The organism is Pseudoalteromonas sp. SG45-1 (assembly GCF_014164135.1).
GTDB lineage: Bacteria > Pseudomonadota > Gammaproteobacteria > Enterobacterales > Alteromonadaceae > Pseudoalteromonas > Pseudoalteromonas distincta.
The window spans coordinates 46,676-73,441 of sequence record NZ_JACJEP010000020.1 but is presented as its reverse complement, the minus strand read 5'-3'; the positions used below and the strand labels follow the sequence as shown (position 1 = coordinate 73,441).

At 39.7% G+C, this 26,766-nt stretch carries 20 protein-coding genes and 1 pseudogene; 7 read left to right on the top strand and 14 right to left on the bottom strand.

Features of this window, described 5'->3' with window-relative positions; all coding sequences use genetic code 11:
- Positions 1–134 precede the first annotated feature (134 nt).
- Together H5117_RS15585 and H5117_RS15580 are read left to right on the top strand one after the other, a co-directional pair.
- Positions 135–512: a tetratricopeptide repeat protein gene (locus tag H5117_RS15585; protein WP_182738596.1), complete on the top strand. Its 378-nt coding sequence runs from the start codon at positions 135–137 to the stop codon at positions 510–512.
- Between the two features lie 214 nt (positions 513–726).
- Positions 727–1,155 carry a hypothetical protein gene (locus tag H5117_RS15580; protein WP_182738595.1) on the top strand — a complete coding sequence of 143 codons (429 nt, stop codon included), beginning with the start codon at positions 727–729 and terminating at the stop codon, positions 1,153–1,155.
- A gap of 229 nt (positions 1,156–1,384) precedes the next feature.
- Here H5117_RS15580 and H5117_RS20900 read toward each other — a convergent pair.
- Positions 1,385–1,514: pseudogene (locus tag H5117_RS20900) on the bottom strand (Mobile element protein); the annotation flags it as partial.
- Positions 1,515–2,185: 671 nt separating this feature from the next.
- Here H5117_RS20900 and H5117_RS15575 point away from each other — a divergent pair.
- A complete protein-coding gene (locus H5117_RS15575) occupies positions 2,186–3,085 on the top strand; it encodes an SDR family oxidoreductase (protein WP_182738594.1) in 900 nt (299 codons plus the stop codon).
- 252 nt (positions 3,086–3,337) lie between these two features.
- On the opposite strand, the gene H5117_RS15570 is transcribed toward H5117_RS15575, so the two are convergent.
- From H5117_RS15570 to H5117_RS15560, 3 genes are all read right to left on the bottom strand, one after another.
- Complete coding sequence (locus H5117_RS15570; protein WP_029753163.1) at positions 3,338–3,889, bottom strand: hypothetical protein; 552 nt, start codon at positions 3,887–3,889, stop codon at positions 3,338–3,340.
- Positions 3,890–4,442: 553 nt separating this feature from the next.
- Positions 4,443–4,754, bottom strand: a complete 312-nt coding sequence (locus H5117_RS15565) for an MGMT family protein (RefSeq protein ID WP_165724065.1) — start codon at positions 4,752–4,754, stop codon at positions 4,443–4,445.
- Positions 4,744–5,640 (bottom strand): LysR family transcriptional regulator, encoded by an 897-nt coding sequence (locus H5117_RS15560; protein WP_182738593.1) that lies wholly within the window; start codon positions 5,638–5,640, stop codon positions 4,744–4,746. Before H5117_RS15560 ends, H5117_RS15565 begins: the two co-directional genes overlap by 11 nt.
- A gap of 122 nt (positions 5,641–5,762) precedes the next feature.
- On the opposite strand from H5117_RS15560, the gene H5117_RS15555 reads away from it, so the two are divergent.
- Together H5117_RS15555 and H5117_RS15550 are read left to right on the top strand one after the other, a co-directional pair.
- Positions 5,763–6,845 (top strand): efflux RND transporter periplasmic adaptor subunit, encoded by a 1,083-nt coding sequence (locus H5117_RS15555; RefSeq protein WP_170071433.1) that lies wholly within the window; start codon positions 5,763–5,765, stop codon positions 6,843–6,845.
- A 2-nt stretch (positions 6,846–6,847) separates the two neighbouring features.
- On the top strand, positions 6,848–9,916 hold the full coding sequence (locus H5117_RS15550) for an efflux RND transporter permease subunit (protein WP_182738592.1): 3,069 nt from the start codon (positions 6,848–6,850) through the stop codon (positions 9,914–9,916).
- Between the two features lie 108 nt (positions 9,917–10,024).
- Here H5117_RS15550 and H5117_RS15545 read toward each other — a convergent pair whose 3' ends face one another.
- Positions 10,025–10,357 carry a PBPRA1643 family SWIM/SEC-C metal-binding motif protein gene (locus H5117_RS15545; RefSeq protein ID WP_024595073.1) on the bottom strand — a complete coding sequence of 111 codons (333 nt, stop codon included), beginning with the start codon at positions 10,355–10,357 and terminating at the stop codon, positions 10,025–10,027.
- Positions 10,358–10,598: 241 nt separating this feature from the next.
- Between H5117_RS15545 and H5117_RS15540 the strand changes: the two genes are divergently transcribed.
- Positions 10,599–10,853: a MetJ regulator of methionine regulon gene (locus tag H5117_RS15540; RefSeq protein WP_182724759.1), complete on the top strand. Its 255-nt coding sequence runs from the start codon at positions 10,599–10,601 to the stop codon at positions 10,851–10,853.
- Between the two features lie 62 nt (positions 10,854–10,915).
- Positions 10,916–11,500, top strand: coding sequence for a hypothetical protein (locus tag H5117_RS15535; RefSeq protein WP_182738591.1), 585 nt, complete (start codon positions 10,916–10,918; stop codon positions 11,498–11,500).
- Positions 11,501–11,522: 22 nt separating this feature from the next.
- Here the strand turns inward: H5117_RS15535 and rluF are convergent, their stop codons facing one another.
- The 9 genes from rluF to malQ all read right to left on the bottom strand — a co-directional run bounded on the left by rluF (position 11,523) and on the right by malQ (position 26,760).
- Positions 11,523–12,548, bottom strand: coding sequence for a 23S rRNA pseudouridine(2604) synthase RluF (gene rluF / locus H5117_RS15530; protein WP_165724052.1), 1,026 nt, complete (start codon positions 12,546–12,548; stop codon positions 11,523–11,525).
- Between the two features lie 86 nt (positions 12,549–12,634).
- Positions 12,635–13,705, bottom strand: coding sequence for a DUF418 domain-containing protein (locus H5117_RS15525; RefSeq protein WP_182692401.1), 1,071 nt, complete (start codon positions 13,703–13,705; stop codon positions 12,635–12,637).
- 30 nt (positions 13,706–13,735) lie between these two features.
- Positions 13,736–14,950 carry an EAL and HDOD domain-containing protein gene (locus H5117_RS15520; protein WP_024605168.1) on the bottom strand — a complete coding sequence of 405 codons (1,215 nt, stop codon included), beginning with the start codon at positions 14,948–14,950 and terminating at the stop codon, positions 13,736–13,738.
- Positions 14,951–15,039: 89 nt separating this feature from the next.
- Positions 15,040–16,575, bottom strand: coding sequence for a glycogen synthase (locus tag H5117_RS15515; protein WP_182738590.1), 1,536 nt, complete (start codon positions 16,573–16,575; stop codon positions 15,040–15,042).
- 80 nt (positions 16,576–16,655) lie between these two features.
- On the bottom strand, positions 16,656–17,957 hold the full coding sequence (gene glgC, locus H5117_RS15510; RefSeq protein ID WP_002958601.1) for a glucose-1-phosphate adenylyltransferase: 1,302 nt from the start codon (positions 17,955–17,957) through the stop codon (positions 16,656–16,658).
- Between the two features lie 14 nt (positions 17,958–17,971).
- Positions 17,972–20,509, bottom strand: a complete 2,538-nt coding sequence (locus H5117_RS15505; RefSeq protein WP_182712438.1) for a glycogen/starch/alpha-glucan phosphorylase — start codon at positions 20,507–20,509, stop codon at positions 17,972–17,974.
- Positions 20,502–22,565 (bottom strand): glycogen debranching protein GlgX, encoded by a 2,064-nt coding sequence (gene glgX / locus H5117_RS15500; protein WP_182193805.1) that lies wholly within the window; start codon positions 22,563–22,565, stop codon positions 20,502–20,504. Before glgX ends, H5117_RS15505 begins: the two co-directional genes overlap by 8 nt.
- The gene (gene glgB, locus H5117_RS15495; protein WP_182738589.1) at positions 22,558–24,765 is read right to left on the bottom strand and encodes a 1,4-alpha-glucan branching protein GlgB; all 2,208 of its coding nucleotides are present in this window, start codon (positions 24,763–24,765) and stop codon (positions 22,558–22,560) included. Before glgB ends, glgX begins: the two co-directional genes overlap by 8 nt.
- Positions 24,766–26,760 carry a 4-alpha-glucanotransferase gene (gene malQ / locus H5117_RS15490; RefSeq protein WP_182738588.1) on the bottom strand — a complete coding sequence of 665 codons (1,995 nt, stop codon included), beginning with the start codon at positions 26,758–26,760 and terminating at the stop codon, positions 24,766–24,768.
- Between the last annotated feature and the right edge of the window lie 6 nt (positions 26,761–26,766).

Here is a 26,766-nt window from a genome sequence, read left to right as displayed (position 1 = left end):
GCCTCTAAAAAGCAAATTCCCATAGCATAAACAACACCAACTCTGACACACCGAGCAGGTAGCGCCTCAGTCCAACAAGCGATTATGCAACACAAACTGCGTGTCGCATAAATACTAAAGTGTTAAGTTTCAAAATGAATATCGACGATATAAATAAGAAAGTTAAAGCACTGGTAGATGAAACTTGGAAAGATAGCTCCAAGTGGCATCAGAACTTTGGTGAGGCTAAAAAGCTACTCGAAGAAGCCTTAGAGCACAGCCCAAATGATGAATCTACTCTGATAAACTACGGTACAGTATTGTGTGATATGGGCAACCACACAGAAGCAACTGAATATTTTAGAAAGGCAATTGATCACGGCAGCGAGAATAAGCATGCATTTTATAATCTGGGTGTGGCTTTAATAAATAGCTCTACTCATGAAAACTCAATGATTTATATGAAAAAAGCAAAATCAAAGCAAAGCGGTGCCTTAACATGGGAGACATACTTTGATCCTATGGGGCACTAAAAACTTAACAAGGCCAGCAACAGCGACAGCTTTTCCGTCGGCGTTGAGGCTGTAGAATTACTCTTTTTAAAGAAAAACAGTCTGTTTTATGGGTTCCAAATGCATTACCTAATGCTTTAAAAACGCTTAGAGTTAATTACAGGAACTCGTTTTTTAATTGAATTTGGCTGCTTGAGTAATTCTACAGTCTCGTTATGTTTCAAGGAAGGTTCTGGTGCAAATTGGATTACAGAGTAAAACTCAAGTAAAGAAAGGCGTTATCGAATCATATTGGTTCGAAAATGAAACTATAGGTTTATCTAAAACTCTCTTTCATCGAATAACACTTCCCCTAGAAGAATTTGATTACGATGAACAACCAACCCGAACAGAAATCGTTTTAGACTGGTTTGAATTGGGCTTGTCCGATCCTTCTAAATTAGATGGTTTAAATTTAAGTCACTCGGTATACCAAGAAGCAGAAGGTTCTGTTTATATCGGGTGTGCTCATAATTGGTGCGATGTTAAAGAGTTAAATATCGTAAAAAATAAAGATGGAAACTTTGACGTTTCAGGTAATATTTTCGTTGAGTTCACCAACGAGGGGGTTGGTGAAAACGAAGAATTCACATTTACATCTTGTTGTGAGTACGTTGAAAGATAACAAGAGACTAAGGTTATGACAGTCCGCAATTGGCACTCTCCAGCCACTCGACACCATAAAATATTGATAATAATTGATAAGGTATTTTACTGTTTCGGATGGCGCTTCGCTTATCCGACCTACACTGGCACTGAGCCGAACTTTGGCACACAGCCATGAGTAGCCTCTCAAAAACTGTAATGTAAGAAATCAAGATTCTTCCTTTTTTAATTGATTTATCTTCAACCTAGGCTCTGCGGTGTTCGTAAGACCTACCTGTAAAGTGGTCTTCGCCTCATAAAAAAAGCACGGTGCACGCACAGTGATAAAAAGTAATAATATTTTGTATTAAACAAACTTACTTGACGTTTTACTGCAATTACCCTGAAACTCCAGTTTGTTTTTTAAACTAAAGAAAAGCTGACGTCGAAAAGTGCAAAATTTAATTCGAGTGCCACGCTTACTTGCGATAGGTGAAAATTTTATATTTGGCTTCTATAATTTTTCGGGGGGATTAGCATATCACTTAACGACACACTTTAACGTGCTGCTATTTTCTGGCTTAATTATAAGCCCATCAGTGCAGCCATAAACGCACCTTCCCAACTTGATTGGCTTAATGAACGGTGTGTAATATTTTCGGTACTAATATCCACTTTTTACCCGTCATCCGCTCTTATATTTTCTCCAGTTTAAATATAAACACTTTAAAATAAGTAACATAGCTTAATATTTAAAAAGCACCTCTGTGGCATACCTATTGCTTTTTATAAAGAAGGCGGTGTACGTAAACGGCTAAAAATGTCAATTTTAAAGGAGAGACAAAGTGGGAGCATTACAAGCTAACTATAATATTGCTATTCGTGCTAAATCAGTTAGTCGCTCTTTAGCTTCGACATTTTACAACCACACACGCCTCTTATATTTTTTACATCACCCAATTCACGCTAAGCAAAGAGAAGTAACAGCATTGCTGTGCTGTCTGAGATTACGCTCTTTGTGATTACATGCAATTAATCGAACTTAAACTTTACGTTGAGGAGACTTTGATATGCCAACTAATCAATTTACTATGCAAGATCCTAGAAGCCAATATCAGATGGGACGTACCGAAAAAGACAGTAATCAACCGGACCCAGGGCTAGATGAAACTTTAAAACCTAAAGCAGATCATGGCGAAGATTCCTATGAGGGCCACGAAAGGTTAAAAGGCCGTAAAGCTTTGATCACAGGCGGCGACTCTGGGATTGGAAAAGCCGTAGCCATCGCATTTGCAAGAGAAGGTGCGGAAGTTGTTATTAATTACTTACCCAGCGAAGAAACCGATGCGAAAGAAACACTCGATATACTAAAAGCCAGTGGTAACAAGGCTTGGGGTATTGCAGGTGACATATCTGATGAAGATTTCTGTAACAGCCTTGTCGCTCAAAGCGTTGAATACTTGGGGTCAATTGACATACTAGTTAATAATGCTGGTAAGCAACAATTTGTCGCCGAGTTAGAAGATTTATCTACCGAGCAATTTTGCCAAACATATGCAACAAACGTATTTGCTATGTTTTGGATAACAAAGGCCGCAGTAAAGCATATGCCACCCGGGGCAAGTATTATTAACACAACCTCTATCCAATGTTACCAGCCTTCTGCTGGACTTCTTGATTACGCATCAACTAAAGGCGCAATTACTAGCTTTACTAAAAGTTTAGCAAAAATGGTAATAGATAAAGGCATCCGGGTTAATGGTGTTGCTCCAGGGCCCATTTGGACTCCGCTACAACAAAGTGGCGGCCAACCGGCGAAAAAACTTCCCGAATTTGGTGATAACGTGCCACTAGGTAGACCAGGCCAACCTGCCGAGCTAGCCCCAACATATGTATACTTAGCTTCGCAAGAGTCAAGTTACATTACCGCTGAAATAATGGGCGTGACAGGTGGGCAACATCTACCTTAATCATCAACAGATGATTGTTAAACAACATAATAGCGGCGAGTATACGCCGCTTTTATTACCTACTCTTTTTGCATCACATCTAAACAAAATCCACTAAGTATTCGTGAAACCGTGGTTATAAACACCCTAAAAGCCTGAGTTACCCACTGCACTATTTGACTTAGTACGAGGTTGAGTGAGCCTATTTAAGCACGCATAAACAAACTGCTTAAGCAGTCAACTTAGGCTTTATGCCTATCTATCAAACTGGTTTTATGCGTTGTCTTTTTTAGCACGTATACCGCGAATGAACTCTTCTAAATAAGGCATAAACTCTAGCACGAGTGATATGAATAGCACTGTTATCAAGTAAGTTATTGGTATAGGTGACTCTTTTAATTGGAGCGTAAATTCAGGAGGAAAGCCCCCAGGAGTAAATAATGCCGTAAATTGCTCCCAGTGCCGCGCAATAATTAATACTAAAGCCAACAGCGGTATCATTTCTAAAAAGCTATGTATGTGCTGCTCTATTGGCCCCACTCTACGTTTACTTACCGCGTAAGTTACATCCCACATTGCTGTAAGTTCATGAATAAAAAACAACAAGATACTAATAGCAATAATCAAACTATTAACTTCAAAAATTAAAACAAGAATTAACGGTATACCCACTTCGGCAAACATTAATAGATGAATAAACGACTCTTTTGCACCACTTGTTGTAGAAATATTACTACGTCGATGACAAAACCAATCCGCAATGCCAGCTACAAGCCAAATAGGGATCACAAAGTACATTAAAATAACTAAAGTAGGGTCAGTCATATTTGGTTAGTCCTTAAAATCAAGTTTTTAAAAAATTGTCACACTCAAAACTAAATATATACGCTTGGTCATTTCGATAATTAATAACGTACCGATGAGCATAAATCGTGTTCTTAAAACACGTTCTCAGCCACCTTTATTATAGCTTTAAGAATTTTTACTTAGCTGTATATGAGATACCTTTTAAAGCGAGCTCTTGTACCACCAAGGGTATGCTCATTATTTTCTACGACAGATTGTTACTTCAAGTGGTATGCCAAACTTTTATTTTTAGTGGATTGCATGAAAACGCAGGTATAAGTATGTGTGGAAGAGTTTTAGGCTCACCTCGTTGTATTTTTGATGGCTAGAAAGTAGAAAATATGCCCCTTTTTTGTAACTTTTTCATTTATCGATAATCTCGGTTAGTAAGGGGCTTGTATTGAAGATAAAACTAAATGCTCAAATATCAGGTTATTTATATGTATTGCTAAACTTCATAAATAAAAAAGTGGTCAACATGCTTGGTTTGGTAACAGTGCTTAAATACTATTATTAAGCCATTCCTTGTCTTCTACTGCCACCGGCACTCGCGCATATTCACTTTGTCGTTTTTAAACAGTACGCCTTCTGATAATAGCTTTTCGCGCTGTTCTTGATATTTTTCGCTACCTTCAAGGAATGATATTTTACCTTGGCTATTCACTACCCTGTGCCAAGGTATAACCGAGTCGTTTGGCATCATTTTTAATAAGCGCCCAACCAACCGTGAGTTTTGCGGGTAGCCCGCAAGAGCTGCAACTTGCCCGTAGCTTGCTACTTTACCTATTGGTATGCCTGCGATAACAGTATAAATAAGTGTTTCTTTATCAATATCAGCGTTCATTTAAATACGCCTCACTAAGTACTTTAAATTGCTCCCAAATAGTACGCGCTACAGGGCCGTGGTGCACTGCATGTTGTCTAAAGGCTCTAATTTGCGCGCTAAATTTATGCTCTCGGTCAGTTATGTGTATTTCTTGAAGTAAGCCTGCTTTTATTTCAGGAGCGCAGTGTTCTAGGCTCATCATTGCCCAACCTGCGCCTGAAAGTAAAAACGATTTTAAGGTCGATACATCATCAATTTTCATCATGGCGGAGCCTTTTGAGTACGATAGTCTGTCGCTGTCGATACTCAAATCACTTTCAAACATGGCTAAACACGGATACGTTTGTAGTTCGTTATAGGTGAGCTTTTGAGGGAGTACGCCTTTAGCGCTCACAATGCCAATAGCAAGCTTGCCAATTGGTACGCTTTCTAAATCGCCTGTTGCATGAAATAAGTCAAACCACGGGCCAATGCCTAATTCGGCTTGCCCACTGTTTACTTGCTCTAATGAGATAAAGCGTTTTCCGCTTGTTAAGCTAAATTCGGTGCTAGTAAACAACCTAAAAGTATTACTTATGATCTCGTTGTAACTTTGCATATGGCACAGTTGTTCGTAACAAATTCTAAATTGAGGCTCATTGCCTAATGCTAATTCTTCAGCAAGTTGTGCCAGCTCGTCGTTGGCATGCAGGAGTTGCTGCGCCTCGCGGTGAAAAATTCGCCCTTTTTCAGTAAGCTGTAATCGGTACTTACTTCTGTCTAGTAACTCAAATCCTATTTTGGCTTCTAAGTTTTTAATGGCGAGTGTAAGCGCTGGCTGCGTTTTATGTAGCTTTAGTGCTGCTCCGCTTAAGCTTGCGCTTTGTACTATGGCATCTAAAATTATTAATTGATTCAGCTTCATATACCGCCCTGCAACATCATAAGTAAAACTTATTGAGTTTCTAAAATTTAATGATTTTTATTTTATATGTTTGCAGCGTATGCTGCACTTAATTATTTTGCCATCATTGCAACGGAGAAGACATGAAACTCTTTCGTCTATGTTTATTAACAACGACCTTACTTAGCTTAATAGCCTGTTCTGAGCCAGAACAACAAGTTAAAGAAGAGCCTATTCGCCCTGTTAAATTATTCAACATAGGTCATGATACGCAAACTAACATTCGCAGCTTTCCTGCTGAGGTTGTTGCAAACCAAGGCTCTTACCTAGCTTTTAGGGTAAACGGCGAACTTGTTAAGTTCCCTGTGCTTGCTGGTGAACACGTTGAAAAAGGTGATTTATTAGCAAAACTAGACCCAGAAGATTTTCAGTTACAGTTTGACGAACGTAAAGCACGCTTTGAGCTGGCAAAGTCACAACTTGGCCGTATTGAGCAATTGTTTGAGAAAAAAATCACCAGCCAATCAGAATTAGATGAAGCCACTGCTAATATGCAAATTGCCGAATCTGCATTTAAAATTGCACAAACAAACCTTGAGTACAGCGAGCTGCGCGCGCCATTTTCAGGCACAGTTGCAAAAGTATTTGTTAAAAACTTTGAAAATATTCAAGCAAAACAAAATATATTACGCTTAGAAACACGCGATTTAATGGACGTAGAAATTCAGGTTCCTGAAAAAATAGTCGCTCGCTTTAAAAAAGGCACTGATTACCACCCTACTGTAAAGTTTGATGGCTTTGACGATAAAGAGTACATACTTGATATTAAAGAGTGGGATACCCAAGCAGATCCTGCAACACTTACTTATAAGGTTGTATTTTCGCTACCAGTACCTGAGGACTTTAATTTACTCGCAGGTATGACAGGTAGCGTGCTTATTGATTTAAGTAAAGTAACGCGCTCGCAAGTTGCTTACACAATACTACCTATCGAGTCGGTGTTTTCTGAGCCGCAAGAATCAATTGAAGATAACGCCTACGTATGGCTTTTTGATTCAAAAACTAGCCAAGTGCATAAACAAGCTGTAAAGGTTGGCCAGTTGCACCGCGATGGTATTGAAGTATTAAGCGGTATTAAAGAAGGCCAAATTGTAGTTTCGGCCGGTGTGCATTCACTAAAAGAAGGCATGAAAGTAAGAGCATGGAATAAAGAGCGAGGCTTATAATTATGAGCTTTGCACAACTCTCCATAGAGAAAAAAGTAATCAGTTGGATGTTTACGCTGCTTCTATTAATTGGCGGTAGTGTATCGTATTTTGATTTAGGGCAACTAGAAGACCCTGAGTTTACGCTTAAAAAAGCCATGGTTATTACCATGTACCCTGGCGCTTCGCCGCAGCAAGTTGAAGAAGAAGTTACTTTTCCGATTGAAAACGCGATTCAGCAACTCCCTTATGTTGATTACGTTACCTCTATTTCATCTAACGGTAAGTCGCAAATCTCAGTAGAGATGAAAAGCAATTATCGTAAAGAGCAGCTTCGCCAAATTTGGGATGAAATGCGTCGAAAAATTAACGACCTCTCCCCTTCGCTTCCCAGCGGCGTTTATCCAAGTACTATTTTAGATGACTTTGCCGATGTTTACGGTGTTATGTATTCGGTAACCGGTGATGGCTACTCGTATGATGAGCTTAAAGATTACGTCGATTTTTTAAAGCGTGAGCTGGTATTGGTTAAAGGCGTTAGTAAAGTAACCGTTGCGGGGCAACAACAAGCGCAAGTAATGGTTGAAGTTTCTACGCGTAAACTTGCTCAATTAGGTATTGCGCCAAGCCATATATTCCAGTTATTGCAATCGCAAAACACGGTATCTAACGCGGGTAAAATTCGTGTGGGCGATGAGTCAATTCGCTTGCACCCTACTGGCGAATTTAAAGATGTAAAAGAGCTCGAAACCTTATTAATTTCAAAATCAGGTGCCAATGAGCTTATTTACTTAGGCGATGTAGCAAAGGTTTACAGAGAGTACGCAGAAGTACCAAATAACATTATTCGTTATAACTCTCAGCAAGCTTTACTTATTGGCGTATCGTTTATGTCGGGTGTTAACGTGGTTGATGTGGGTAAAAACATAGACGAGCATTTGGCATCACTTGAATACCAACGCCCTCATGGTATTCACATAAATTCTGTATACAACCAACCACAAGAGGTTCAAAAATCGGTTGATGGTTTTATTATCAGCTTACTTGAAGCCATTGCGATTGTTATTGTTGTACTGCTGTTATTTATGGGTCTAAAAAGCGGCATTTTAATTGGTGGTATTTTGCTGCTTACCGTGCTGGGTACATTTATATTTATGAAGTTGTTTGCTATCGACTTGCAACGTATATCGCTTGGAGCACTTATTATTGCTCTTGGTATGCTAGTTGATAACGCAATAGTCGTCACCGAAGGCATATTGATAAATCTTAAACGTGGGCAAACAAAACTAAAAGCGGCTGTTAATATTGTTGAACAAACAAAATGGCCATTACTTGGAGCTACAGTAATTGCAGTAACTGCGTTTGCGCCAATTGGTTTAAGCTCTGATGCCAGCGGTGAATTTGCCGGTAGCTTGTTTTGGGTGTTGTTTATTTCGCTTTTATTAAGCTGGATAACGGCCATAACATTAACGCCATTTTTTGCCAATTTAATGTTTAAAGAAAACGAATTTAAAAACGAAGAAGGCCAAGAAGATGAAGACCCGTATAAAGGTTTTATTTTTAATGGTTATAAAGCGACTTTAGATTTAGCGCTGCACTTTAGAAAAACCACGCTTATATTAATGGTTGTTTTGCTGTGTACTGCGGTTGTTGGTTTTGGCTCTGTAAAACAGTCGTTTTTTCCTGCCTCTAATACACCTATGTTTTATGTAGATTATTGGCAAGAGCAAGGCTCTGATATTCGCTCAACCCTTGAGGGCGTTAAAAAGCTTGAAGAGTTTTTGCAAAAAGAAGACCTTGTTGAAGAAGTAACAAGTACTACAGGCCAAGGTGCACCGCGCTTTATGCTTACCTACGCGCCTGAAAAATCATATCCCGCGTACGGGCAATTAATTATTCGTGTTGCCGACAGAGAAGCTGTAGCAACTGTAATGCAAACAGTCCGTGATTACTCAAGCAATCATGCACTCTCTGCACAGCTTAAAATTAAACCGATGGAAATTGGCCCTTCTACTGATGCAAAAATAGAAGCGCGTTTTTCGGGCCCTGATCCTGTTGTTTTAAGACAATTGGCTGCTAAAGCCGAAGAGCTGATTGGTGAAGACGAAGGTGCATATAATATTCGTGATGACTGGCGCGCACGTACCAAAATGATTCGCCCGCAGTTTAACGAGCAAAAAGCACGTCGATTAGGTATTAGTAAATCAGACTTAGATAATGTATTACTAACAAGTTTATCGGGTAAACAAGTGGGCGTATATCGCGATGGCACGCAGTTGCTGCCTATTATTGCACGATCTCCTGCTAACGAGCGCTTAAACGTAGAAAGCGTACACGACCTACAAATATACAGCCCAGTATTGGGGGTATTTGTACCAGTGACTCAAGTTGTAGACGAATTTGATGTGCAGTGGGAAGACAGCCTAATAATGCGCCGCGATCGCAAACGAACTATTACAGTAATGGCCGATCACAATGTATTAGGGGACGAAACACCCGCTAAACTATTTGCACGTATTCGCGGCCCAATAGAGAACATGGAACTACCACGTGGTTACCAACTAGAATGGGGCGGTGAGTTTGAGTCATCAAGCAAGGCTCAAAAAGCAATATTTGGCTCATTACCACTGGGTTACTTAGCGATGTTTGCAGTAACCGTATTACTTTTTAACTCGCTTAAGCAACCACTTGTGATTTGGGCAACGGTTCCGTTAGCTATTATTGGTGTAAGCGCGGGCTTGTTAGCTATGAATGCTCCGTTTAGTTTTATGGGACTACTTGGTTTATTAAGCTTAAGCGGTATGCTTATTAAAAACGGTATTGTATTAGTTGATCAAATAAATCTCGAATTAAGGGAAGGTAAATCGCCCTATGAGGCCGTGTTTGACTCTGGTGTGAGCCGTGTACGACCAGTTGCTATGGCGGCTATAACTACTATTTTAGGTATGATCCCGCTGTTATTTGACGTGTTTTTTCAGTCAATGGCGGTAACAATTATGTTTGGTTTAGGCTTTGCTACAATTTTGACTCTAATTGTAGTGCCAGTACTGTACACGGTTATATTTAGAATTGATTACGAACCGCGTAAGTAGTTAAGCATATAATCGGTTAACATTAAAAAATGCCTCTGGCTCAAGGTCAGTGGCATTTTTATTTAATACCGATGAAAAAGAAAGGCTACATATTTAGTTGTTAAGAAACTAACCGCAACACTTCTTATATTTTTTGCCGCTACCACATACACAAGGTGCGTTACGCTCTGGTACTTTATCAAATACTTGTGGTGTTGACTTGCTAAGTGCAAAGTCTAGTTCGCGAATATCTTCTGGTACTTCAGCTTTAACTTCAATTGAAGCAAACAGCGAATGCTCTTCTAGTATTGCTTCTATTTCTGATTGTCGTGCAACTGAGTTTACAATTAGCGTTAACGGGTGTAACTCTGTGCCTGGCTTTGCAGTACGTTTTGGTGCAAATCCATTACTGTTATTTTTACCCATTATGTCGGGCTTACCCATAAAGAAAAATTTTGACATGTTACTTCTATAACCTTTCTGCATTATTAAGACGGCGCATCTTAACAGCTTACCCTTCATATAACTAAGTGTACTTGATAATGCACAATATAAATCAGGCTTTAGCGTATATACGCCTAATATAGCGACATAATGAGGCCATTTAATGGATTTAGGCAAAATTTAAATTCGAAATATAGTAAAATTATACTAGCTAGACTCAGTGGCGTTTTAATATCTAACTCAATATTATGGAAAAGCCTTGGAAAACTTTAAAATTGCAGTACTAATAGCGGGCAGCCTTTTTATACTTTTTGGTTATTTACGCTTTATAACTGACGATAATGGTAACGTGAACTTAAACAACTACCGTTTTACAGGGGGCATACTACTGGTTATTTCCGGTATGTTTGATGGCACACGCGACCTTGTTAAGCGCCTGCGCTCTAAAAACTCGTTATCGGCGATTGCTGTTTATTTAGGTATACTCTTATTTTATATTGGCTTTAGCATTTAATAGCGAAATATTAAGCGCTAATTTGGGCTTTATACAAGCAACATTTTATAAGTGAATACCCTTTGACCTTTAAGCAACTCTTCAACAGCGCCATATTACTCTTAGTAACAGCACCTCCGCTGGTTTTACTTGCATGGGATGAACAAGCCGACCCCGCTTTTATCCCCAACAGTATATATAACACCTTAACATTTACGTTATTTCCAATAACGGCGATAGTGTTGTCGGTTGTTTTATTAAGGCATCTATATAAAAAATACAATAATAACTTTGAATTTAAACATACAGTTAAAAATTATATTGCTGAGCATGGGAAGTTCCGCAGCGCATTTATACCACTGTTTTTGCCTATTTTAATTTACTTATGGTTATGGACGTCAGTTTGTATTTCTGTGAAATTATGGGCCAATAAATACAGCAATAATATATGGCAGCAAGAGCATCAATTACTTGAAGTAGGTAGTTGCCCAACTGATTATGAGTACAGTTGTGCAACGCTAACTGTGCTTAGTTTACAGAACTACAGAAAATACACTTTTAGATGGTATTTAGATAAGAATAAATTGGTGACTTTGCAAAATAACAATATAAATTTAGTGGGCGTTACAAGCCCACTTGGTAATATAGTACAAGAAATACAGTGGTAGTAGAATACCACTTAGCTGCAGATTATTTTTTTAAGCTAAGGGTACGCCCCGAGCTAGGTTTTGACTGTGACGACTTGTTCTCTTTAATACTTTTTGGCTTACCAACATACGTGGTAGAACGCTTTTGATAAGGTGCTTTACTGCGCTCATTTTTGCGCTCGCCATTAGCATTACTGCGATCAGAGTTGCGACTTGAATTTCGCTCAGTACTACGCTCGCCACTTTGTTCGCCTTTATTAAAACGGCGAGGATTTTCACCCTGAAAATCACGCTTTTTAGGAATCGACGGCGTATTATTTTCTGATTGTTTATTAGCATCAAGCGAATGTTCTTGAGTTTTACCTGAGTCAGAAATCGAGTCGTTTATTTGCGCCATTTCAGTATCAGATAAATGACGCCACTGCCCTACCTTTAAACCTTTTAGTGTTACGTTCATTATACGAGTGCGCTTTAACGTCACCACTTCGTAACCTAAATATTCACACATACGGCGTATTTGGCGGTTTAAACCTTGTGTAAGTACTATTTTAAATTCTTTAGGGGCAGTTTGTGTCACTTTACACTTTTTAGTCACGGTATCTAAAATAGGCACGCCATTGGCCATTTTTGTAACAAACTGACGATTAAGCGGTTTATCAACCGTAACAACATATTCTTTTTCGTGGTTATTACCCGCACGCAAAATTTTATTAACGATGTCGCCTTCGTTAGTTAAAAATATAAGCCCTTCAGAAGGTCTATCTAAACGCCCTATTGGAAATATACGCGTAGGATAATTTACCGCGCGAATTATATTACTTTGAATTTTACTTTCGGTAGTACACGTAATACCAACTGGTTTATTGTAAGCGATATAAACGCGCTTTGGTGTGGCTTTAAGTGGCTTGCCATCAACCAATACAACATCGGTAGCAGCAACTTTTACGCCCATTTCAGGCGAGTAGCCATTAACGCTGACACGACCTTGCTCAATATATTTATCGGCTTCGCGGCGTGAACAAAATCCTGTTTCACTAATAAATTTATTTAAACGTTTTAATTCGGTCATGGCACTTATAGCGTAGTAATTTTTAAGGCGAGTAGTGTAAACCACCCACACTATTTTTTCGCCCCTAATTTAAAATTTATAGGTGTTTAAGCATTAATTTTTGCTTTCGTTAATTTACGCCATACAAATTCAAGCGGGCCTTGGTTAAAATAGCGGCTGTATATAAAGGTAAATATGAGCTGCAGTGCAACTAATGCCGTTGCAACTAACCAGTAGTCAATACGATCAAAATTGAGCACCCAGTGCGTAAATAGCACTTTATATAACAACAGTTGTATGAGTGTTTGGCTAATATATAAAGTAAATGCTAAGCGCCCCGCTTGTTGAATAAGCGTGCCAACGTGTGCGCTGTTATTGCAAAATTTAACAATTAAATGAATATACAGCGTAGCCATACCTAGCGCCGCAAAAATATTTACAAATTCTTGCACCCCATATCCTAAGCTGCCATTAAGCTGTGATGCATAAAGCCTGATTCCACAAAAAACAAGGGTCATTGCACCGCAAACTATTAATTGCTGAGTCGTTAAGCCTTTACTAAAAACGTCTTGTTTATATAAATAAATGCCAATGAGCATAAGGCCCACGCACATCCACATTGTCATTATTGGCACCATAACAAGCATTAACGTGTTCATAGCAAGGTTACTAATAAAGTAATCAATATAGTGTGGGTTATATAATTCAATAAACTGTGCTGTATCGCGGTAAATTATTTCATCGGGTACGCTAGATATAACAAGTAAGGTAATCACAGCCGACAACAAGGTAAATGCAAACCCTCTTTTTAAAAGTACGTTGCTATCACTTTCTAAATATTTAATAACAAACCAGCCAGATACACCGTAAACAAATAAAATATCACCGGCCCAAAGTAAAAAACCATGCGCTAAACCAAAGAGGATTAACCAATAGAGCCTGCTTTTTATCTGCACTTCAGACTTGTAACGTTGCCACTGAATATAAAGCCCAGCACCAAAAAGCAAACTAAACAGCGTTCTAAAACGCCCGTCTACAAACACGCTGCTAAGGGTGTGAATAATTGAGTCGCTAACAGGAGGATTAGTTAAGGAGGAATACCCATATTCAAAAATGCCGAAGGCGTAAGCATTCATGTAAACGAGGCCAAGCACGGCAACGCCGCGAATAAAGTCCATATTATAATTGCGCATTAAAGCTATTATCCGTTAAATATTATTCTTATAACTGTCAGCCCAATCGACTGACTGCTGGTAAAGTGGAGGTAGTATAGCACTGTCTATATTTAGCAAAAGTACGGCTTGTTCAAGTGCCCACCAGCTTCCTGTTTCATATGCTTTAACAACGTTTAAAATATAATAAAGTGTGTTTTTGTCCCCTAATAATGCCGTTTTTATTTCATCAGGGAAAGGTAGCTTTTCAACAAGCAAGCTCATTGGTTGATCAAGGATTGCATCCAGTAACGAGAATAACCCTGTTAAAAATGCTTCGCCTGACTGACTTTTATCAACATTTTTTGCCACAAGCTCACAAAAACGAGCACGTACAACACACACTTGCATTAGCTCTGCAGGTTTTTTACCCGCTGTATGAGCAGTAACAATAAGGCTCACAAACTTTTTAAGGCGTTCGTGTCCTAAATACACGAGCGCTTGCTTTAATGACGATATTTGGCTTTGTATAGGAAACACACCGCTGTTTATTAATCTCAGTAACTTATATGCGAGTGCAGCATCTAGCTCAAACAGGCTTGCGATTGTTTTAATGTCAGGGCTTTGCTTCATTATTTCTGCGTAAATAGCGACGACTAAACCATAATTATAATCAATGTCGTTTTGCTTGATCATGGTAGGCTTTGCAAAAAAATAGCCTTGAAAATAATCAAACCCCATATCAAAGGCAAGCTCATAGTCTTCTTGTGTTTCTATTTTTTCGGCTAGTATTTTTATTTGTTTATGCGCTTGTAACTTAGTAACTATGGGCTGTATTTCGCTAAGAGGTGTAATTGCAATATCAAATTTAATGAGCTTCACAAGCTTTAGAAAACGATCCCATTGTGGTTTATATACAAAATCATCGAGCGCGAGTTTGTAGTTACTATGAAATAAACCTCGGCATAGCTCATAGTTGTCGTCGGTAGGTTCTATGGTTTCGAGCAACTCAATCACAACGTCTTGGCATGGTAAGAAAGCACATAAATCGAGTTTTAATGATTCAGGTCCTATATTTATAAGCGCTTTTTTGCCTGATGTAATATGGCGTGTACCTAAATTTAATTGATTTTCCATAATAAGCCTTGCTGTTGCTTGGCCTTCTGCAATATCTGGAAAATAATTTTTTGGACTATCACGAAAAAGTAGCTCATAGGCTACTACTTTTTTACTTCGATTGAATATTGCTTGCCTTGCAACAAATACAGACACATTACCTACTTCTTAGCTTTTATATAATACTAAGTAATTAAACCCTAAGCAGGTAGATTTGTCACTAAACTTTAAAGTACAGAAACGATTTACCGGTATAAGGTTGTTATATAATCAGTTGCCACTTGTGGCCACGAAAAACGCATTTGCTCTGCGCTGTGCTTAATTTTATGCCACTTTTTAGGATTTTGCTTTTTAATTAAGAGAGTTTCGTCTAAACAGCTAATTAAATTACGCGTTTGCGTTGCTAACGTATCTCCATTAAAGCTAAAACCATTTTCGTGGTGTTTAACTGTATCTTTTAATCCGCCAACACTGTGTACTAAACACGGTTGCCCCGCTCGCATTGCTAGCATTTGGCTAATACCACACGGTTCAAACGAGCTTGGCATTAAAAATAAGTCACCTACTTGATACATTAAATCGCCAACACCTTGCCCATAGCCCTTTAAAAATAAAAGATTGGAATTACGCGCCATTGCTTTGGTAAATATGCTTTCGAGCTCTTTGTCACCCGAGCCGAGAATAATAAGTCTGCCGCTATGTTCACTAATTAATTGGCACACTTTATCAATAGCTAAAATCCCATTAACCTGCTGGCACAATAACAACACTTTTTGCTCAGTAAGACGGCCAACGCTTGTAACTAATGGACCGTTATTAACCGTTGCTTTAAATTGTTGTAGTCGTTGGTGGGCAATATAGTAGCCACTTTGTAACTGCTCGTAATTGGCCATCCAACCAAACAAAGTACTCTCAGCTTGGCTATAAAAATCGGCGAGAGTTGCTCCTTCAAGTCCATTGCTTGGATATTCGCAGCCATTTAAAATACCAACAAGCTTGCCTTGGCTTGCTGCATTTTGCAGATCTTGCTCAAGCCCTTCGCCACCAAAAAAACCATGTTCGTAATTGCTAGGTTCAAGAACCTCTTGGCTGTAGGTTGGTGATACAACATGTATTTTATCGCACAGATTTATTGCACTGCGCATAGGATTAAAACAATGAGGGTAACGCGGGTCGCATAATTGCTGGCCATTATAACTAAGTGATGGAAACCACGCCTCTAAGCTTGAATCATCATGTTTGAAAGGCCTTATCCCTTGCAGTGCAATATTATGCACTGTGAAGGCAATAGGTAAGGTATTAAGTGAGCTATAACGTGGCTCAAACTTAAGTAAAACTGCAACGCAGGCACTGTGCCAATCATGTAAATGCAGCGCTGTAGGGCGCTTTAATACACCTTGTAATAACGCTTCGCAGACGGCTGCGTTAAATAGAGCAAATTTAGTCGCATCAGTTGCAAAAGGCCTCCCCGGTGCATCATTACAATATACACTGCCTGATTCACTAAATAACGGGTGGCTAATAACAATTTGGCTTACATTATTTTCGGCTTGTTGTACTTTAAAAATGGTTAATACATGGGGTTGAGCATTAAATGCAACAGTTACTTCACCTATATAAATACGCTCAAGCGGCTCAAACCCGTAGTCAGGAATAACAATATCAACCGTTATACCTTGCTTTGCGAGAGCCTTAGGTGCATCGCGTACTACATCTGCCACACCGCCTACTTTTGCGCCTGGTAACGCGTCATTTTCTGCTGCAACCATTAATACATGCATTAATTTATTATTTCCTTTAAACCTGTGTGAGCTTGCTCACAAATGAGCAAGCTATGTTGTCGTGCTTATCTAACTTGTTGTTACGCTAGCTTTTTATTTTCTCGCGCTTGGCGTTCTAACTTTTTTGCAAGCTCAGTGAGCATATCACGTGTAACAAGAACGATACCTTTTTTAGATACCCTAAAGCCGTTTTCTTCATCTGTTTTTTTGTCAAAACCGATTTCAAGACCTGCAGGTATTTCACAGCTTCTATCTATTATTGCGCGTTTAATTTTACAACCTCGGTTTATAACTGCACCGGGTAAAATTACCGACTGCTCAATGGTACAAAATGAGCGAACGTGGACATTAGAAAACAATAGGGATTTTCTAACCGCAGAGCCCGAAATAATACACCCACCCGAGACTGTTGAGTCTAAAGCCATACCACGTCTATCTTCATCATCAAAAATAAACTTAGCAGGTGGTAGTTGCTCTTGATAAGTCCATATTGGCCACGTTGGATCGTATAAATCAAGTTGTGGTTCTGGCATTACCAGTTCCATATTAGCTTCCCAGAACGAATCAAGCGTACCTACATCTCGCCAATAAGGTTGCCCTTCTTGGTTTGGATCTCTAAATGGGAAGGCAAACACATTATGCTCTTCTATAATCGCTGGAATAATATCGTGACCAAAATCGCGTCCAGAGCCTTCATTTTCAGAATCTTTTTTAAGTTGCTCAAACAAAAATTCAGTATTAAAAATGTAGTTCCCCATTGATGCTAAACATGTACCGGGCTTGCCGGGTACGGAGCTCGGCATTGCTGGTTTTTCATCAAAACGACACACTCTATTTTCTTCATCAACGGTCATTACACCAAACGTGTCTGCGGCTTCCTCTACTGGGACTTCAATACAACACACAGTCATATCTGCGCCTTTTTGCACATGTTCAGCCAATAAAGCACCATAGTCCATACGGTACACATGATCTCCAGACAAAATCATCACATATTTAGGAAGCTCGTGACGAATAATATCTATGTTTTGAAAAACAGCATCTGCGGTTCCACAATACCAATCATCACCTTGGCGCTGAGATGCAGGTAGTATTTCAACCGACTCTCCTAGCTCTTTTTTAAAGTGCCCCCATGCGCGGTTTACATGGCGTATTAATGAATGTGATTTATATTGTGTAGCAATACCAACACGTCTCACACCCGAGTTAATGCAGTTTGATAGTGGAAAATCGATAATTCGATGTTTACCACCAAAGTAAACTGCTGGCTTTGCTCGCCAATCGGTTAACTCATGCAGGCGAGAACCGCGACCGCCTGCCAGTATTAACGCGTAAGTTTCTCTGGTTAGGCTACTTATGTAGCGATTTGCATAATTAGGCATAATACTCTCTCCATTTAGTCTAGGCTGTTAGTGGCATGGCTTTTAGTTGTCGTTAAGTCTGTTTCACTAATATTGAGGGGTTCTAAATGCCAAATATCTTCACTGTATTGGCTTATGGTTCTGTCACTTGAAAACATACCACTGGCTGCTGTATTTAAAATACTCATTTGTGTCCAGTAGGTCTGATCTGCGTAAGCTTTATCAACTTCTTTTTGAGCTGCTACATAACTTTCAAAATCGTGAGCAACAAGCCATGGATCGTGCGGGCTCTTAATTGCATTTGTTATGTCGTCAAATAAGCATGGTTCAAATAAATTAAAATGCCCGCTCTCGAGTAATTGCATCACATTCTTTAAATCGCTATTTTGCGATATTAAATGCTCTGGATTATAACGTGATTTAATATCGTCAATTTCGTGCGCTTGTGCGCCAAACAAAAAGAAGTTATCAGCACCAACAGCATCTCTAATTTCAATGTTTGCGCCATCCAGCGTGCCTATTGTCAATGCACCATTCATCATAAATTTCATGTTGCCAGTACCAGACGCTTCTTTGCCTGCGGTAGATACTTGCTCTGAGAGATCAGTTGCAGGACAAATAACTTCCATTGCAGTTACGTTGTAATTAGGCAAAAAGGCGACGCGTAAATATGGCGCAGCTTGAGGGTCTTTATTTATAACCTCTGCCACGTTATTAATAAGCTTAATAATTTTTTTAGCCATGTAATAACCCGGCGCTGCTTTACCACCTAATAGAACACAACGAGGAACAAGCCCTTGGGTATCCCCACGGCGAATACGGTCATATAAATGAATCACATGAAGTATGTTTAATAGCTGACGTTTGTATTCGTGGATACGTTTTACTTGTACGTCAAACATCATTGATACATCAAAATCGATATCGCAGCGCGCCTTAACTAAATCAACTAAACGTTGTTTGTTTTCACGTTTAGCATTTTGCCACTGCTCATGAAATGCCTTGTCGTCATAAAAACGACGTAGGTCACTAATTTTTGAAAAGTTTTTAACCCAATCATGGCCAATTTTTTCACCAATTAATTCACTTAATACTGGATTACAATGCGCAAGCCATCGACGAGGCGTTACACCATTTGTTTTGTTATTAAACTTATCTGGCCACAGTGCATAAAATTCTTTAAATAATCCCGCTTTTAACAGTTCAGTATGAAGTGCTGCTACGCCATTTACAGAGTAACTACCTACAATAGCTAAATAAGCCATACGAATTTGCGGCTCATCACCCTCTTCAATCAGTGACAATGCACGTTGCTTTTCAACATCTCCCGGCCATTGCTGTGCAACTTGTGCTAAAAAGCGTGCATTTATCTCGTAAACTATTTCTAAAATACGTGGCAATAATTTTGAAAACAACGAAACAGACCATTTTTCAAGCGCTTCAGGAAGTAGCGTATGATTTGTATAGGCCATTGTTTTAGTTGTGATTTGCCAAGCGTCGTTCCAATCTAATTCGTAATCATCAATTAAAATACGCATTAGCTCTGCAACAGCAATACTTGGGTGCGTGTCGTTTAACTGAAAAACATGAAAATCAGCAAAGTCACTAAAGCTCTCGCCATGTTGGGAAACCCATTGGTCTACTACGTCTTGAATACTCGCCGATGATAAAAAGTATTGTTGGCGTAACCTAAGCTCCTTACCATTTTCGCTGCTGTCATTTGGATACAGCACCATGGTGATTTGTTCGGCTAGATTTTTTTGTGCGACGGCTTCTGAATAACTGCCCGCATTAAATTCGGTTAAATTAAATTCATCTGTTGCCTCTGATTTCCACAGACGTAGTGTATTTACGATATTGTTTTTATAACCAGGGACAGGTACATCGTACGGTACAGCTAATACATCTTGTGAGCCCATCCATTGACGGTGCTCTCTGCCAAATTTATCTGTGTAACTTTGCACATAGCCACCAAACTTCACACGTTTTGCATGCTCTGGTGCGCTTAGCTCCCATGGATGTCCTTCACGTAGCCAGTTATCTGGTTGCTCAATTTGGTTACCATCTTTAATCGATTGATTAAACATGCCGTATTCGTATCGTAGGCCATAGCCAATAACAGGCAACGCTAAACTAGCACAGCTATCTAAAAAGCAAGCTGCAAGGCGCCCTAGCCCGCCATTTCCTAGGCCAGCGTCGTGCTCGGCGTCTTCAATTGTTTCTATTGTTGTGCAGTACTCTTGTAGTGCTGAGCTTACTTGTTCATCTAAATCTAGATTTAAAACAGCATTACCTAGCGCACGCCCCATCAAAAACTCAAGAGAAAGGTAAGCCGTTTTGCGGCGTTTCTCTTGCTTAATTTGTTGATTCGTTTCTCTGCAGCGGGCCACAAGTCTGTCGCGAATAGTAAGCGCTAATGCGTGATACAAATAATGCTGCGATTCCCCCACCTTATCTCGGCCGAGGGTATAATAAAAATGCCGTGTTAAGTCATCTTTAAGCGTACTTTCATCAATAACGGGCCCTTCTTGCCAGCTCTTTACTACACACACTTGATCACTTTGTTTAACCATGACTAACATCCTCTAAATTGGCACTAAAAACCCAACTACTTTGTGCTGAAATTTCAACCATCGCATCTTCATTACTGCTCACAGATGCATTATGTACACTTGATAGAATCATTTGCCACGGCGCATTAATTGGCGATGGGGGCATTTGACAAAAAATTGTTTTTTCACTGGCATTAAATACAATCAGCAATGCATGATTGTTTTGCTTATCAAGTAAGCTATACATTAAAAACTGCCTGGTATCTTCATGCCAGTGAGCATCAGTCATGGTTTTACCTTGTTCGGTAAACCACTTAACGGTAAAACGCTCGTCTATATCATCTAAAAATACACTGTGTTTAAACGCACTGTGCGCACGTCTAATTTTTAATGCATCATCAATAAATCGTGTTAACGAATGATTAAGTTGAGAATCTTTCCAGGCAAGCCAACTAGTGCGATTATTTTGGCAATAAGCATTGTTATTCCCCCCTTGCGAGTGCGCCATTTCGCTACCAGCGGCAATCATTGGAACACCTTTTGAGAGAATTAAAGTAAGTAAAAAGTTCTTTTGTTGCTGTAAGCGCAGTGCGTTTATTTTAGAGTCGCTGGTAAAACCTTCTACCCCACAGTTAAACGAATGATTTGCACTGTGCCCATCTCGATTTTGCTCGCCATTAGCTTCGTTATGTTTATGCTCATAACTCACTAAATCGGCAAGGGTAAAACCATCATGACTCGTTATGAAATTAATACTATTGAGCGGCCCACGTTGGCTGTGCTCAAAAATATCAAACGATCCATGCAAACGTTTTGCAACGCTTGCAATAATGCCTGTTTCACTTTGCCAAAAACGTCTAATTACATCGCGATATTGATCGTTCCATTCTCGCCATGGCGGCGGAAATGCACCAAGCTGATAACCACCTGGGCCTATATCCCAAGGCTCACTTATTAACTTAACTTTGTTAAGCACAGGGTCTTGGGCAACTACTTGTAAAAAAGTATGTGCGGAGCTAAAGCCTGCTTTTGAGCGGCCTAAAATGGTCGCTAAATCAAACCTAAAACCATCAACTCCCATTACTTCAACCCAATAACGAAGGCTATCAAGTACAAGTTGCAGTGTTTTAGGGTGGTCAATATTTATGGTATTACCACAGCCGGTATCGTTTATATATACGTCAGGCTGACCATCTACTGTGCGGTAATAGGCTAAGTTATCAAAGCCTCTAAGCGATAGTATAGGGCCATCCGCCCCTGCTTCAGCTGTATGGTTGTAAACAACATCTAATATGACTTCTATGTCTGCAGCATGGAACTCTTGCACCATTTGCTTAAACTCGTTTATATCGTCGTTTACCAAATAGTCTTTATGGGGCGTAAAAAAGTTAAGCGTGTTGTAACCCCAGTAGTTTTGCAAACCTTTCCCTGTTAAAAATTGCTCACTAATAAAAGAATGAACAGGCAAAAGCTCAACGGCTGTAACACCAAAGCTTTGTAAGTGTTCAATAAAGCTTGGGTGGCTTAACCCTAAAAACTTCCCTTGTAGAGGTTTAGGTATTTTAGGATGACGACACGTTGTACCTTTCACATGGCACTCATAAATAACCGTGTTTGACCAACGGTGGTTAGGCTTTTTATGCGTATACAACGTAGGAGCCGCTACTTTTGATTTAGGTATATCAATCGCATTATTTACAGTGCTTTTAGTACCGATTGGCATTTGCCCGTAATGGCGTTCACTCCAAGTAAACTCACCAAACAAGTCTTTTGCATATGGGTCTATCAGCAGCTTATTTTCGTTAAACAGTTGACCATTTTTAGGGTTATATTCACCCTCAACTCTAAAACCATAAAGCGCACCGGCGTTTAATGGCGAAATATGAATACTCCAAATACCCCCTTCGTTGATATTCATCGCCATTTTTAGTATTTCTGAATGGCCACTTTTATCAAACAGGCATACATAAGCTTGGCTCGCCCCAGGCGCATAAAGCGCGAAGTTGACCCCATTATCAATAACACTAGAGCCAAGTGGTTCTACATTACCGGGTGCTACATCAAATCGGTTACTCATCATCAACCTTTTGTAAATAAATAGTAGTTAAGCCACCAATGGCAATTGAAATACTGTGTTTAAAACCATGATTTGATTCGTTTATTGCCTGAACTATCAGCGAAGAATCTTTAGTTACCTCAACGCCAGAGCCAAAAAACTGAGTATCGTCTGTATTTACAATGACCTTGTAACGCCCTTTACTCGGTACGCCAATAACGTAGTTTTCATAGGACGCGGGGGTAAAATTAGCAATAACAACCACAAAGTTTTTTGCGTTTTTAGCATAGCGAACAAAGCTTAAAATGCTCTGCTGATTATTATTGTTATCTATCCAGGTAAAACCAGCCGCGCTCGAATCAAGCTCATACAACGCGGGTTGGGTTTTATAAACGGTATTGAGCGCTTTTACGGTGTGCTTTATACCGCTGTGGCTTTGGTGCTCAAGTAAATGCCAATCGATAGAATGATCGTGCCCCCACTCTTTTCGCTGTGCGATTTCACCGCCCATAAATAAGAGTTTTTTACCCGGGTGTGCCCACATAAATGCGTAATAAGCGCGTAAATTTGCAAATTTTTGCCAATCATCGCCTGGCATTTTTTCAATTAACGAGCCTTTACCATGTACTACCTCATCGTGGCTTAATGGCAATATATAGTTTTCGCTAAACGCGTATACCATCGAAAAAGTCATTTCATGATGATGATGCTGACGATATAAAGGGTCGTGCTGCATGTAATGCAAACTATCATTCATCCAACCCATGTTCCACTTATAACCAAAGCCTAAACCGTTGTGCTCAACACTTTGGGTGACACCCGGCCATGCTGTCGACTCCTCAGCCACCATCATAATGCCTGGGTTGTTTTTATAGCTGCGCATATTGACTTGCTTTAGGCACTCAATTGCACCTAAGTTTTCACGCCCGCCGTAACAATTAGCAACCCACTCGCCTTCTTTTCGGCTGTAATCTAAATACAACATAGAAGCTACGGCATCTACACGCAGGCCATCTAAACCAAATTGATGTAGCCAATACATAGCATTTGATATTAAAAAGCTTTTAACTTCAGGACGGTCGTAGTTATAAATGTAGGTATTCCAATCAGGATGAAACCCTTGGCGCTTATCAGCATGCTCATATAAATGGGTGCCATCAAATCGATGTAAGCCATGCGGATCGCTTGGAAAATGCCCTGGTACCCAATCAAGCAAAATACCTAAATTAGCTTTGTGGCACTGCTCTACAAAGTATTTAAAGCTGTTGTAGTCGCCAAAGCGGCTGGTAGGTGCAAATAATCCAACAGGCTGATACCCCCACGAACCATCAAACGGGTATTCACTTATTGGCATAAGTTGCAGGTGAGTAAAATTCATTTCAAGGGCATAGCTAACGAGTTTGTCGGCAAGCTCTGTGTAACTTAAATAGCGGTTGTTTTCAGCCCGTTGCCATGAGCCTAAATGCACTTCATAAATACTAATTGGTGCATCTATATGGTTACGCTTTTGTCTGTTTTGAAGAGCCTGCTCGCCAAGCTTTATAGGTACTGGTTTATACTGCAGTACACTTGCAGTGCCAGGTGCTTGTTGCATTTTAAATGCATAAGGGTCAGCTTTTTCGAGCACCTCTCCACTTTGCGCGGTAATTGCAAATTTGTAGCACATGTCAGCTTTAAGGCCTGGTACAAATAACTCCCATACACCACTTGCAGGATGAAAGCGCATAAAGTGGCGATTCGCTTGCCAAAAGTTAAACTCACCAATAATAGAGACACTTGCCGCATTAGGCGCCCATACACAAAAACGTACACCGTCTACGTTTTGTTGAGTACTAAAATGTGCACCAAAATGCGAGTAAGCATGTTCAAGACTGCCTTCGTTAAATAAATACATTGCCTCTGCATCAAGTGTGCTTTGGAAACTGTATTCATCATAAAAGGTAACGCTGCTATCTGTGTACTGAGCAATGCATTCATATGGCGCAGTGGGCAAAGCATCAACTTTGGCTATAAATAAGTCACTTTGCTGGTAGCGTTTCGCCTTAATACTTTTATTATTTAATGTAACACTTACGCTTATTGCACAAGGTAGATAAAAACGAATTTCAACCTCAGCATCCGTTTTATGTGCCCCTAAGAAGCTAAATGGGTCTTTAAATCGCCCTATATTTAATGCGTGTACTTGTGCATCATAACTATTTTCATTAGTTGTACTGCTCATTTAACCTTTCCTTATTGAATCGATAGCAGCTAAAAGTGAGGCATTTTTGGTAAAAATTTCTTCACTGGTATGCGTTAATACACGTCGCCAATTAGGATATTCTTTATCTGTCCCGGGGATATTAACCGGATACTTTTGCTCATCTAAGTCATCTATTTGTATTGCAAATAAACGCGATTGAGAGCCTGCTAAACACAATGCAAGTGCGCTATAAACAGTCACAGCTTCACTATGTAATAAAAGTTCAGTTGTATTGCCATGGTGATTAATAAAACGTAGTAACCTTTGTTGCTCTTCTATTCGCTGTTGCTTTAGTTGCTCGTATTCATTGCAAGTTATAAGCTTATATTGTTGCTTAATATCTAAATCATCATGTTGCCACCAGCCTGTAAATGGAGGAACATCGTGATTGGCTATCATTAACAAACAATGTGTTGCTAGCTCATCTACCGATAAAAACTCTCCACTGTGTTGTTTCTCAAAATAAAATAAGCTGTTGGAAAAAATACCGCTAGATGCCAAAGCTTCCCTAACCTCTGGCGGTACGATGCCTAAATCTTCACCAATAACAATACTCTGATTAATATGCGATTCAATTTTTAAAATGGCAAGTAAATGCTCAAACGGATAGTAAACATAACAGCCGTCTTGTTCGCCATTGCTTTCAAAGCACCACCATAGGCGCCTAATAGCCATTACGTGGTCAATTCGAAGCCCACCTACGTTTTGCATGTTTGCGCGAATGAGCGAGCGGTAAAATTGGTAGTGATTATTACTAAGGCTTTGGGGATTGAGGGCTGGGAGGCCCCAATTTTGACCTGCTTCAGCCCATGGATCGGGTGGAGCGCCTACACTTGCACCTTGGCTAAACAGCGATTGCTGGTTTTTAAATTCAGCCCCATCGCCAGCACAACCAACAGCTAAGTCGTTTATTAAGCCAATAGCCATGCCTCTCTCTGCGCAACTTTTTTGACACAGTGCAAGTTGCATATGCGCTTGCCATTGCAGGTAATAAGCAAATGTTAGGTTATCTGATTCGAGGGTATTTAACGTAGTAGAGTGAGCATTACAAAAATCAGTAAACGCTTGGCGACGCTCATCACTTGCCGTTAATTCAAACTGATTATAAAGCGCTTCAAATAACGTATACTTTATACGGCTTACATTTTCATAATCTATAAACTGATCATTACTTTTAATAAGTGCAGCGACATCATCTTGCTGCATAATGGCGTCAAGGTTTTCGTTATTTATTGCGTCTTCGCTTAGTACGATAGAAATATAAAGAGGATTTAATAAAGCGCGACTATTAGGGCTATAAGGACTGGCTCGCTCTGGCATATCAGCAAATAACAAATGCAGTGGATTAAGTAATATATAATCCATGTTATGGGAGCTGCATAGTTTTGTAAGCGCTAATAAATCGTCAAAGTCGCCAATACCAAAATTCGCTCTATTTTTTAATGTGTAAAGCTGAATAGATAATCCAGTGCGCTTTGTGTCTCCCACTTGATAGACTTGCTCAGGCACGCACCAAATTTGTGTAATAGCGTGTTGCTCACCTACCTGAACATTAGCGTCATGATAGCCAATTGGCATATTACCAATGGGTAGTGCCAGCTCAATATAGCGAACGCCATGCAAGTAATATTCACCAGTGACAGCCAAGTTATAAAGGTTATCAAATGCTAAATGCATTCCAAGTGAAGGGACATCGATATTAGCGGCTAAATATTGCTGACGTTCATCTATACGAAGCTTTAACAAACATGCAGTTTGCTCAACTAAACTCTCACTAGGTACTAAATCAAGCCAAAGCGATGCATCTAAATCATAAGTTAGTTGAGCTATTCCTGCTTCATTATTTGTATCAACACCACAACATTGCAAAGCACGTTTACGCGTTTCTTCGCTAAAAAATACCTGTTCACCTGTATACTTAGTGAATTCAAAGCCAATACCATGCAGGTAAGACAACTGCGAAAGAGCATCCATTGAATC

Bases quoted from the DNA above. Each gene is read 5' to 3' on its own strand.
- H5117_RS15585 (WP_182738596.1), top strand. From the start codon at position 135: ATGAATATCGACGATATAAATAAGAAAGTTAAAGCACTGGTAGATGAA.
- H5117_RS15575 (WP_182738594.1), top strand. From the start codon at position 2,186: ATGCCAACTAATCAATTTACTATGCAAGATCCTAGAAGCCAATATCAG.
- H5117_RS15570 (WP_029753163.1), bottom strand. From the start codon at position 3,889: ATGACTGACCCTACTTTAGTTATTTTAATGTACTTTGTGATCCCTATT.
- H5117_RS15565 (WP_165724065.1), bottom strand. From the start codon at position 4,754: ATGAACGCTGATATTGATAAAGAAACACTTATTTATACTGTTATCGCA.
- H5117_RS15560 (WP_182738593.1), bottom strand. From the start codon at position 5,640: ATGAAGCTGAATCAATTAATAATTTTAGATGCCATAGTACAAAGCGCA.
- H5117_RS15555 (WP_170071433.1), top strand. From the start codon at position 5,763: ATGAAACTCTTTCGTCTATGTTTATTAACAACGACCTTACTTAGCTTA.
- H5117_RS15550 (WP_182738592.1), top strand. From the start codon at position 6,848: ATGAGCTTTGCACAACTCTCCATAGAGAAAAAAGTAATCAGTTGGATG.
- H5117_RS15545 (WP_024595073.1), bottom strand. From the start codon at position 10,357: ATGTCAAAATTTTTCTTTATGGGTAAGCCCGACATAATGGGTAAAAAT.
- rluF (WP_165724052.1), bottom strand. From the start codon at position 12,548: ATGACCGAATTAAAACGTTTAAATAAATTTATTAGTGAAACAGGATTT.
- H5117_RS15525 (WP_182692401.1), bottom strand. From the start codon at position 13,705: ATGGACTTTATTCGCGGCGTTGCCGTGCTTGGCCTCGTTTACATGAAT.
- H5117_RS15515 (WP_182738590.1), bottom strand. From the start codon at position 16,575: ATGCATGTATTAATGGTTGCAGCAGAAAATGACGCGTTACCAGGCGCA.
- glgC (WP_002958601.1), bottom strand. From the start codon at position 17,957: ATGCCTAATTATGCAAATCGCTACATAAGTAGCCTAACCAGAGAAACT.
- H5117_RS15505 (WP_182712438.1), bottom strand. From the start codon at position 20,509: ATGGTTAAACAAAGTGATCAAGTGTGTGTAGTAAAGAGCTGGCAAGAA.
- glgX (WP_182193805.1), bottom strand. From the start codon at position 22,565: ATGAGTAACCGATTTGATGTAGCACCCGGTAATGTAGAACCACTTGGC.
- glgB (WP_182738589.1), bottom strand. From the start codon at position 24,765: ATGAGCAGTACAACTAATGAAAATAGTTATGATGCACAAGTACACGCA.
- malQ (WP_182738588.1), bottom strand. From the start codon at position 26,760: ATGGATGCTCTTTCGCAGTTGTCTTACCTGCATGGTATTGGCTTTGAA.